General features: G+C 65.4%; 9 protein-coding genes. 5 read left to right on the top strand and 4 right to left on the bottom strand.

What is annotated here, in order from left to right; all coding sequences use genetic code 11:
• Positions 1-14: 14 nt before the first annotated feature.
• Positions 15-1,328 carry a sodium-dependent transporter gene (locus BN1134_RS15735; RefSeq protein WP_042048363.1) on the bottom strand — a complete coding sequence of 438 codons (1,314 nt, stop codon included), beginning with the start codon at positions 1,326-1,328 and terminating at the stop codon, positions 15-17.
• Positions 1,329-1,802: 474 nt separating this feature from the next.
• On the opposite strand from BN1134_RS15735, the gene BN1134_RS15740 reads away from it, so the two are divergent.
• The 4 genes from BN1134_RS15740 to BN1134_RS15755 all read left to right on the top strand — a co-directional run bounded on the left by BN1134_RS15740 (position 1,803) and on the right by BN1134_RS15755 (position 5,015).
• On the top strand, positions 1,803-2,096 hold the full coding sequence (locus BN1134_RS15740) for a putative quinol monooxygenase (RefSeq protein ID WP_042048364.1): 294 nt from the start codon (positions 1,803-1,805) through the stop codon (positions 2,094-2,096).
• An 11-nt stretch (positions 2,097-2,107) separates the two neighbouring features.
• Complete coding sequence (dkgB, locus tag BN1134_RS15745; protein WP_042048365.1) at positions 2,108-2,908, top strand: 2,5-didehydrogluconate reductase DkgB; 801 nt, start codon at positions 2,108-2,110, stop codon at positions 2,906-2,908.
• 167 nt (positions 2,909-3,075) lie between these two features.
• Positions 3,076-4,251 carry an MFS transporter gene (locus tag BN1134_RS15750; protein ID WP_042048366.1) on the top strand — a complete coding sequence of 392 codons (1,176 nt, stop codon included), beginning with the start codon at positions 3,076-3,078 and terminating at the stop codon, positions 4,249-4,251.
• Between the two features lie 95 nt (positions 4,252-4,346).
• Positions 4,347-5,015, top strand: coding sequence for an NAD(P)H-dependent oxidoreductase (locus tag BN1134_RS15755; protein ID WP_042048367.1), 669 nt, complete (start codon positions 4,347-4,349; stop codon positions 5,013-5,015).
• A gap of 33 nt (positions 5,016-5,048) precedes the next feature.
• On the opposite strand, the gene BN1134_RS15760 is transcribed toward BN1134_RS15755, so the two are convergent.
• The 3 genes from BN1134_RS15760 to BN1134_RS15770 are packed head-to-tail and all read right to left on the bottom strand — an operon-like array spanning position 5,049 to position 7,879.
• The gene (locus BN1134_RS15760) at positions 5,049-5,171 is read right to left on the bottom strand and encodes a CydX/CbdX family cytochrome bd oxidase small subunit (protein ID WP_042048368.1); all 123 of its coding nucleotides are present in this window, start codon (positions 5,169-5,171) and stop codon (positions 5,049-5,051) included.
• 15 nt (positions 5,172-5,186) lie between these two features.
• Positions 5,187-6,314 carry a cytochrome d ubiquinol oxidase subunit II gene (gene cydB, locus BN1134_RS15765; RefSeq protein ID WP_042048370.1) on the bottom strand — a complete coding sequence of 376 codons (1,128 nt, stop codon included), beginning with the start codon at positions 6,312-6,314 and terminating at the stop codon, positions 5,187-5,189.
• The gene (locus BN1134_RS15770) at positions 6,314-7,879 is read right to left on the bottom strand and encodes a cytochrome ubiquinol oxidase subunit I (protein ID WP_042048371.1); all 1,566 of its coding nucleotides are present in this window, start codon (positions 7,877-7,879) and stop codon (positions 6,314-6,316) included. The genes cydB and BN1134_RS15770 overlap by 1 nt, the downstream gene beginning before the upstream one ends.
• 123 nt (positions 7,880-8,002) lie before the next feature.
• Here BN1134_RS15770 and BN1134_RS15775 point away from each other — a divergent pair, with 123 nt between their 5' ends.
• On the top strand, positions 8,003-9,415 hold the full coding sequence (locus BN1134_RS15775) for an aminotransferase-like domain-containing protein (RefSeq protein ID WP_042048372.1): 1,413 nt from the start codon (positions 8,003-8,005) through the stop codon (positions 9,413-9,415).
• Positions 9,416-9,435 lie beyond the last annotated feature (20 nt).

Here is a 9,435-nt window from a genome sequence, read left to right on the forward strand (position 1 = left end):
TCCCCTCTTTGTCTTCACAGCAGGCCGCGCACCAGGATGCCGGCAATCAGCAGCGGCGCCACCAGCCGCCAGCACCAGAGCAGGCAGGCTCGCGGCAGCGGCGCCAGATCCTCCGGCACCATGCGCGCACCGAGCTTCCAGCCCAGCAGCAGGGTCAGCACCAGCCCGAACAGGGGCATCATCAGGTTAGAGGTGAGGTAGTCGAGCAGATCGAACAGGGTCTTGCCAAACAGGGTGTACTCGGCCCAAGGGCCAAACGACAGGCTCACCGGAATGCCGCAGGCCATGATGAGCAGGGTCAGGGTGCGGCAGGCGCCGCGCCGGTTCCAGCCCCACTCCTCGGTGGTGAAGCGCACCAGGTGCTCGAGCATGGAGATGGACGAAGAGAGCGCGGCCACCAGCAGCAGCAGGAAGAAGATCACCGCCAGCCCCTGACCCAGCGGCAGGTGCTGGAACACGGCGGGCATGGTCATGAAGGTGAGCCCAGGCCCGGCGGTCGGATCGATGCCGGTGGAGGCGAGCACCGGGAAGATCATCAGCCCCGCCAGCACTGAGATGAGGCTCGCCAGGGTCACCACCCAGACACCGGAGCGCACTACGCCATCGCTGCTGGGCAGATAGGCGCCATAGGTGGTGTGTACCCCCAGGCCAATGGAGAGGGAGAAAAAAGCGAGGCCAAGGGCATCGAGCACTCCCTGGCCGGTGAGGTGGCCAAAATCCGGCAACAGGAACTGGCGCACCCCGGCCATGGCGCCGGGCATCGAGAGACCGGTCAGCACCAGCAGCAACATCATCAGAAACAGGGCCGGCATCATCCAGCGCAGCGCCCGCTCCACCCCCTGTTGCAACCCCCCCTGCACAAACCACCAGGTGAGGCCGGCAAAGATCAGGTGGGTCAGCACAGGCCAGATCGGATCGCTCACATAACCGCCAAACAGGGCGGTCAGCGCCGCCGCATCGCCGTGGTTGAGCTCACCGCCGATGGCCAGCGCCGCGTAGCCCACGGTCCAGCCCCCCACCACGCTGTAGAAGCTGTAGATGAAAAAGCCGCACAGGATCCCCATGTAACCCATCCAGCGCCACTTCGGCCCTACCAGCTGGTGGAAGGCGCCGAGCACGCCACGCTGGCTGTGGCTGCCGAGCAGGGTCTCTCCGACCTGCACCGCCACCCCCAGGGTGAAGCTAAACAGCAGAAACACCAGCAGGAAGGCGCCGCCGCCATTGGTGGCGGTCACATAGGGAAACTTCCAGATGGCGCCAAGGCCGATGGCCGAGCCAGCCGCCGCCAGCACATGCCCGACACGGGAAGACCACTGCACCTGGCTCATGCCACCTCCGCGGAATAGATCATCACTTCACTCCAGCTACAAAAAGGGCCGCCCCTGGCGACCCGTACTGCAATCCATGCCGGTGTACGCGTCAGGATGGCGCCCAAAGAGAGCGGGAACATCGAGCCGTCGCGCGGCAATCCGAACATGGATAACAACCTTGAAATTGAAAGGCCCACAGCCTAAACCATGGAAAGAATCTTTGACACAAATTTCTGTCATTATCTGCATGCACAGATTGCACTATGGCAAAAAGTCATTATTCATAGGGTTTCACGCTAGCCACAGCCCGTTTGGCCGGGTCTGCGCTCCCCCGGTAAAGGGGCATGGGTGAGGCATTTATATGCGTAATACGCACTCAATATCATCTATTGATGACAATAACGCACCAGTGAACTGTGCCACGGCGTCTGTTTTCCCCACTCCCCCCTTGGCATACTGCCCGACATCATCCACCGCTCAGCAGGAAGTCCCATGTCTACCGTCATCGTCATTGCCCGCCTGGTGGCACAACCCGGTCAGGGTGAACCACTGCATCGCGCCTTGCAGCCTCTGATGGAAGCCACCCGCGCCGAGCCGGGCTGTCTTGCCTATGATCTGCACCAAGAGCGAGACAATCCCGACGCTTGGATGCTGTTTGAGCGCTGGGAGAGCGACGCCGCCCTGGCCGCCCACAATCAAGCCCCCCACCTGGCCCACTTCGTCACCACCTTTGGTGCGAGTCTGGCCGAGCGGGACGTTCGTTACTATCACCCCCTTTCCCGCTAAGGAGATTTTTCATGCAGATGCCTTCCATCGGTCTTGGCACCTTCCGCCTTGAGGGCGCACCGCTCATCGGCTCCCTCGAAACCGGCCTCGAGCTTGGCTATCGCCACATCGACACCGCCCAGATCTACGGCAACGAAGCCGAAGTGGGCCAGGTGCTCAGTCAAAGCGCCCTGCCACGCAGCGATCTCTTCCTCACCACCAAGGTGTGGACCAGCGAGTTTGGCCCCGGCAAGGTGATCCCGAGCCTTGAGCTGAGCCTGGAGAAGCTCAAGACCGACTACCTGGATCTGGCGCTGATCCACTGGCCGAGCCCGAACGACGAAGTCGCGATGGCGGTCTACCTCGAGCAGTTGGCCGAGGCCCGCGAGCGTGGCCTGACCCGCGAGATCGGCGTCTCCAACTTTACCTCTGCCCAGATCAAGCAGGCCGTCTCCATCCTGGGAGCCGGCGCCATCACTCACCAGCAGATTGAAGTACACCCCCTGCTGCAAAACCGCATCGTGCGCGACGTCTGCCGCGAGCTTGGCATCGCCGTCACGGCCTACATGCCGCTTGCCTACGGCAAGGTGCTCGACGAGCCGGTGCTCAAAGAGATCGCCGCGCGCCACGGAGCCAGCCCGGCTCAGGTGTCGCTGGCTTGGCTGCACGCCCAGGGGATGACGGTGATCCCCAGCTCCACCAAGCGTGAGCATCAGGCCGCCAACTTGGCCGCTCTGGATCTGCGCCTGAGCGCCGAAGAGATGGCGGCGATTGCCCCGCTCGATCGCGGTGAGCGCTGCGCCAACCCGGACTTCGCGCCCGCCTGGGACTGATCCCGTCCCCACGAAACAGCCCACCTCTCGGTGGGCTTTTTCATGTCCGCTTATCGGCTATTAATGCAATAAAACCAAAAGTGTCTTGGTTTTACCGTCATTTTAAACAACAAACTCCCCCTGCATACTGCGCTCACTGTATATCACCACCCAATCTGGAGTTTTCCATGCCACTGGCGTTATTTGCCCTCACTCTCAGTGCCTTTGCCATCGGCACCACCGAATTTGTCATCGTCGGGCTGGTGCCCACCATCGCCGAACAGCTGGCGGTCTCTCTCCCCTCGGCAGGGCTGCTGGTCAGCCTCTATGCCCTCGGCGTCGCCATCGGCGCCCCGGTGCTGACCGCCCTCACCGCCCGTCTGCCGCGCAAGTGGCTGCTGGTCGCCTTGATGGGGGTCTTCACCCTCGGCAACCTGTTTGCCTGGCAGGCGCCCGACTATGGCACCCTGGTGATGGCCCGCGTGCTCACCGGCCTCACCCACGGGGTCTTCTTCTCCATCGGCTCGACCATCGCCACCGGTCTGGTGGCCCGCGAGAAGGCGGCCAGTGCCATCGCCATCATGTTCAGCGGCCTGACCGTGGCGCTGGTGACCGGGGTGCCGCTCGGTACCTGGATTGGTCAGCACTTCGGCTGGCGTGAGACCTTCCTGGTGGTGAGCCTGCTCGGTGCCATCGCCCTGCTCGGCAGCCTGCTGCTGATCCCGGCCAACCTGCCCAAGGGTGAGGCGGCCCGCTTTAAGGATCAGCTCTCGGTGCTGACCAAGGCCCCCCTGCTCAAGGTCTATGCCAAGACGGCGCTCGGCTACGGCGGCTCCTTCACCGCGTTTACCTTCCTCGCCCCGATCTTGCAGCAGGTGAGCGGTCTTTCCGCCAATGCCGTGAGCCTGGTGCTGCTCGCCTACGGAGCCTCGGTTGCCATCGGCAACATCTGGGGTGGTAAGCTGGCCGATCGCCTCGGTGCGGTGCGCGCCCTGCGAGTGATGTTCGCCGGTCTGGCCCTGGTGTTGCTGGCCCTCAACTTCACCGCATCCAGCCCGGTGCTGGTGGTGCTCACCGTCCTGGTGTGGGGCGCCTTCGCCTTCGGCAACGTGCCGGGTCTGCAAGTGCTGGTTGTACAGGAAGCCGAGCGCCACGCCCCCAAGGCGGTGGACGTCGCCTCGGGCCTGAACATCGCCGCCTTCAACATCGGTATCGCGCTGGGCTCAGTGGTCGGTGGCGCCACCGTCGAGCACCTCGGCCTCATCCACACCCCCTGGATCGGCGCCCTCATCGTGCTGATGGCCCTGGCGCTGACCTATACCGGTCGCCGTGCCGATGCCCCGGCGCTCGCCACCTGCAAGTAAACCGTGTGATCGTGCGCCCAGCTTGCTCATCCGGCGGCTGGGCGCCGTGCCATGAGGCCGTTATGCTGGCCCCATGACTGCATCGGAGATCGCCCATGAAAGTGCTCATCGTCCACACCCACCCCGAACCCTTAAGCTTCTGTGGCGCCCTGTTCGAGACCGCCATCGAGACGCTGGAAGCCGCCGGGCACACCGTCATGACCAGCGATCTCTATGCCATGGGCTTTGATCCTGTCTCGGATCGGCGCAACTTCCATACCCAGCACCACCCCACCTACCTCAGGTTGCAGCAAGAGGAGCGTTACGCCGCCCAGCGCGACAGCTTCACCGCCGAGATTGACGGCGAGATGGCCAAGCTGGAAGAGGCCGAGCTGCTCATCTTGCTCTTTCCCCTCTGGTGGTTTGGCCTGCCGGCCATCCTCAAAGGCTGGGTCGACCGGGTCTTTGCCATGGGGCGCATCTATGAGGAGGGCCAGCTCTATCAGCACGGCCGCTTTGCCGAGCGGCGCGCCCTGCTCTGTGTGACCACGGGAGCCGATGAGCCGGCCTACCAGCCAGAGGGGCTGCACGGCGACATCCACGCCATCTTGCGTCCCATTGAGCGCGGCATCTTGCAATGTGTCGGTTACCAGGTGCTTGCCCCTGCCCTGTTCCATGGGCCGGCAGGCGCCGAGCAGGTGGTGCGCGAACACTGGCTCGACGAGTGGGCGGCGCGCCTGACGACCATAGAGCGCGAATCCCCCATCGAGGTCGGTCGCTACTAATAAAAAAAGAGGAGCCATCGGCTCCTCTTTTTTTCACTCGGGACGCGTCTCATCATCCCCCAACCCGGCGGCCCAGCGCGCCTCCAGCCAGAGCAGGTTGCACAGCCCGACCAGCAGGGCAAAGCCAAGCCCCAGGAACCAGGTGAAATACCACATATGTCTCTCTCCTTGTCAGTAGAGTTGATGGCTGCGGCGGCGCAGCTGCGCCCGGTCGATCCGCCCGTGCACTACCCGGTAGACCCAGAGGGTGTAGCCGAGGTTGATGGGCATCAGCACCAGCACGATGCCGAGCATGATGGCCAGGGTCTTAAAGCTCGATACCCCATCCCACAGGGTCAGGCTGCTGCCCGGATCGAGCGACGAGGGGAGCACAAACGGAAACAGCGCGATGGCGACCGACACCAGCATGGCCGCGCAGGCGCCGCCGCTGGCCAGCAGCCCCAGCCGTGGCAAGCGGCGCCAGGCCAGCAGAGCACTTAGCAGCGGCAACGTGGCCCCCAGCAGGGGCACCAGCCACAGGGCCGGCGTCGCCCGGTAGTTGGCCAGCCAGCCCTCCGGGTGCAAGGTCACCAGCTTGGCCAGCGGGCTCAGGGCCGCATCGGTGGCAAGCCCAGGGGCGAGCGCATAACCCGGCAGGGCCGCCAGCTGCCAGCCGGCCAGCAGGTAGGCGCCGCTCACCAGCCCCCCCAGCCCTATGGCCAGGGCGCGGCCCCGCTGCGCCACCGCCCCCTCGACTTTGACATGCAGGAAGCTGGCCCCGTGCAGCAGCAAGGCCGCGACCACGCAGAGCATGACGGCGGCGATAAAGCGGCCGTGCAGGGCGAAGGGGCCATAGTGCAGGCGTAGGGCGCTGTCGAAGCGAAACGGCAGCCCCTGCATCACCAGGGCCAGGGCCGCCCCGAGCACCAGGGTCGGCAGCAGGCCACCGGCCACCAGGGCGCGATCCCACCAGCGCCGCCAGGCGGCGTGCTCGAGCTTGCTGCGGTAATCAAAGCCGACCGGACGCAGGAACAGGCCAAACAGCAGCACGATGAGGGGCACATAGAGCACCGAGAAGGCGGCGGCATAGACCAGGGGCCAGGCGGCGAACAGGGCACCGGCGCCGGCGATGATCCACACCTGGTTGCCCTCCCACACCGGGCCGACGCTGTTGATCGCCAAGCGGCGCTCCTCGTCGTCGCGGCCCACCAGCGGCAGCAGCATGGCGATGCCGAGATCGAAACCATCGAGCACCACGAAGCCCACCAGCATGAAGAGCACCAGGCCCCACCAGATCAGTTTCAGGGTTGCGTAATCCATCAGGCGCTCCTTGGCAGCGAAGATGAGGAGACAAGCGGCGCGCGCACCATGGCCGGCCCCTTGCCGATGACGTGGCAGAGCAGGAACAGCTCCACCACCAGCAGGCTCAGGTAGATAGTGCAGATGCCGATCAGGCTGAACCAGAGTTGCCCTGCGCTGAGCAAGGAGACCGAGGCCGACACCGGCAGCACGTCGCTGATGGTCCAGGGCTGGCGACCGAACTCGGCCACAAACCAACCCGCCTCGATGGCGAGCCAGGGCAGCGGGATCGACCAGAGCAGGGCCCGCAGCAGGCGCGGCGAGCGAGTCAGCCGGTGGCGGCACAGCTGCACAAAGCCCGCCACAAACAGTCCCAGCATCACCACCCCGAGCCCCACCATGAGGCGAAACGACCAAAACAGCGGCGCCACCGGCGGGATCGAGTCATCGACCGCCTTGGCGATGGCCGCCTCGTCGGCGCTGGCGATGGGGTTGGCATACGGCGTGAGCAGCAGACCATAGCCGAGATCGGCCCGGTGGCGCTCGAAACGCGCCCGGGTCGCCTCGCTCGCATCCCCGGCGCGGATCCGCTCCAGGGCGTCGACCGCCTCGATCCCCTGGCGGATGCGCTGGGCGTGTTCGCGCTTGAGATCCTTGATGCCGGTGACCGGCTCATCGAGGGATCGGGTGGCGATGAGCCCCATCATGTAGGGGATCTTGATGGCGGCGTGGGTGGTCTCGGCCTGCTGATCCGGAAAGCCAAACAGGGTGAAGGCCGCCGGCGCCGGCTCGGTCTCCCACTCCGCCTCGATGGCGGCGAGCTTGACCTTCTGCACCTCGCCGGTGCGATAGCCCGACTCGTCGCCAAGCACGATCACCGAGAGGATGGCCGCCAACCCAAAGCCCGAGGCGATGGCAAACGAGCGCAGGGCAAAGGCCTGCTCACGCCGGCGCAGCAGGTACCAGCTGCTCACCCCCATCACGAACAGGGAGGCCGCCACGTAACCCGCCGCCACCGTGTGGACAAACTTGACCTGGGCTACCGGGTTAAACAGCACCGCCGCCACGTCGGTCAGCTCCATGCGTTGGGTCAGCAGGTTGAACTCGGCGCCGACCGGGTTCTGCATCCAGCCGTTGCCGATGAGGATCCACAGGGCCGAGAGGTTGGAGCCAAGCGCCACCAGCGCCGTCACCAGCAGGTGCTGACCCCGGGAGAGCTTGTCCCAGCCAAAGAAAAAAAGGCCCACCAGGGTCGATTCGAGGAAGAAGGCCATCAGCCCCTCGACCGCCAGGGGGGTGCCGAAGATGTCGCCGACATAGTGGGAGTAATAGGCCCAGTTGGTGCCGAACTGAAACTCCAGGGTGAGGCCTGTGGTCACCCCCATGACGAAGTTGATGCCAAAGAGCTTCCCCCAGAAACGGGTGATCTCCTGGTAGACGACCTTACCGGTCATCACATAGGCCGACTCGGCGATCACCAGGATCCAGGAAAGACCCAGGGTGAGGGGCACAAACAGGAAGTGGAACATGGCCGTGGCGCCAAATTGCAGGCGCGACAGGCTTACCACGTCATCCGGATTGATCATGTGTCGCTTCTCTTTTGATGTACTTGGTAGGCACGTTTTTGTGCCGCGCCAGTACACCACGGAGCATGACACCTATAACAGATGCAGTTATAGTGAATTACACCTATAACAGTTTGACCCTCTATGCCCCTCTACCGCGATCTCGCCGAGCGGCTGCGCACCCAGATCGAGGCCGGCGTCTGGCAACCGGGGGAGCGCATCCCCTCCATCCGCCAGAGCTGCCAGGCCCACCGCCTGAGCCCCATGACGGTATTGCAGGCCTATCAGCTGCTCGAAAGCCAAGGGCTGTTGCAGGCGCGCCCCCAATCCGGCTACTACGTCAAGGGGAGCCCGGCGCGCCAGCCGACCGCCATGGGGGTGACCCGCTACACCGGCGCCGTCGACATCAACGATCTGGTGTTCGAGGTGTTGCAGGCGAGCAAGGCCCGCAACCTAGTGCCCCTCGGCATGGCGGTGGCCGATCCCCACCTGTTCCCCCTGCCCCGCCTTGGGCGCCTGCTGGCCGGCTGCATGCGCAGCCTCGATCCGTTCAGCACCGTCACCGATCTTCCTCCCGGCAACGAGGCGCTGCGCCGTGCCATCGCCCAGCGCTACGCCCGCCACGGGCTGCCGGTAGATCCTGGCGAGATCATCATCACCACCGGCGCCATGGAGGCGCTCTCTTTGAGCTTGCAGGCCCTGACCGAGCCCGGCGACTGGGTGGCGGTGGAGTCCCCCACCTTTTACGGCGCCCTGCAAGCCATCGAGCGGCTCAAGCTGCGGGCGGTGGAGATCCCGGTGATCCCCGGGGTCGGCATCTGCCTGAGCCGGCTCGAGGCGGCCCTGCGCGATCGCCCCATCAAGGCGTGCTGGCTGATGGCCAACGTGCAGCACCCCCTCGGCCACACCCAGCGCGACGAGCACAAGGCGGCTCTGATGGCGCTGCTGGCCCGTTACCGGGTGCCGGTGGTGGAGGATGATGTCTACGGGGAGCTCTATTTCGGGCGCGAGCGGCCTCTGCCCCTCAAGGCGTGGGACCAGGCGGGCACCAGCCTGCTCTGCTCGTCGTTTTCCAAGTGTGTGGCGCCGGGCTTTCGGGTCGGCTGGGTGGTGGCCGGACAGCACGCCCCGCGCATCGAGCGGCTGCAACTCATCTCAACCCTGGCGACCAATGTGCCGAGCCAGCTGGCCCTGGCCGCTCTGCTCACCCAGGGGGGCTATGACGCCCACCTGCGCCGCCTGCGCACCACGCTGGCGCGGCGCATGAGCCAGATGCGCTCGGCCCTGCTGGCCCTGCTGCCCGAGTCGGTCACCCTCAGCCAGCCCGAGGGGGGCTTCTTTCTCTGGCTCACCCTGCCGCCCGGCTGCGACACCCGCGCTCTGCATCGCCAGGCGCTGGCTGCCGGGTTTTCACTCGCCCCAGGGGCGCTCTTCTCGGGGGGCGGCGAGCACGAGCACGGCCTGCGCCTGAACGCCTCTCTTCCTTGGAGCCCGGAGCTGGAGCAGGCCCTCTCCACCCTGGCCGGCTGGATCCGCGCCCTCTGCCCCCAGACATGACAAGACCCGCCGTGGCGGGT

Origin of the sequence: Aeromonas simiae (genome assembly GCF_000820125.1) — a bacterium.
Classification (GTDB): domain Bacteria; phylum Pseudomonadota; class Gammaproteobacteria; order Enterobacterales; family Aeromonadaceae; genus Aeromonas; species Aeromonas simiae.

Coding starts and splice junctions, on each gene's coding strand:
- BN1134_RS15735 (WP_042048363.1), bottom strand. CDS start 1,328: ATGAGCCAGGTGCAGTGGTCTTCCCGTGTCGGGCATGTGCTGGCGGCG.
- BN1134_RS15740 (WP_042048364.1), top strand. CDS start 1,803: ATGTCTACCGTCATCGTCATTGCCCGCCTGGTGGCACAACCCGGTCAG.
- dkgB (WP_042048365.1), top strand. CDS start 2,108: ATGCAGATGCCTTCCATCGGTCTTGGCACCTTCCGCCTTGAGGGCGCA.
- BN1134_RS15750 (WP_042048366.1), top strand. CDS start 3,076: ATGCCACTGGCGTTATTTGCCCTCACTCTCAGTGCCTTTGCCATCGGC.
- BN1134_RS15755 (WP_042048367.1), top strand. CDS start 4,347: ATGAAAGTGCTCATCGTCCACACCCACCCCGAACCCTTAAGCTTCTGT.
- BN1134_RS15760 (WP_042048368.1), bottom strand. CDS start 5,171: ATGTGGTATTTCACCTGGTTCCTGGGGCTTGGCTTTGCCCTGCTGGTC.
- cydB (WP_042048370.1), bottom strand. CDS start 6,314: ATGGATTACGCAACCCTGAAACTGATCTGGTGGGGCCTGGTGCTCTTC.
- BN1134_RS15770 (WP_042048371.1), bottom strand. CDS start 7,879: ATGATCAATCCGGATGACGTGGTAAGCCTGTCGCGCCTGCAATTTGGC.
- BN1134_RS15775 (WP_042048372.1), top strand. CDS start 8,003: ATGCCCCTCTACCGCGATCTCGCCGAGCGGCTGCGCACCCAGATCGAG.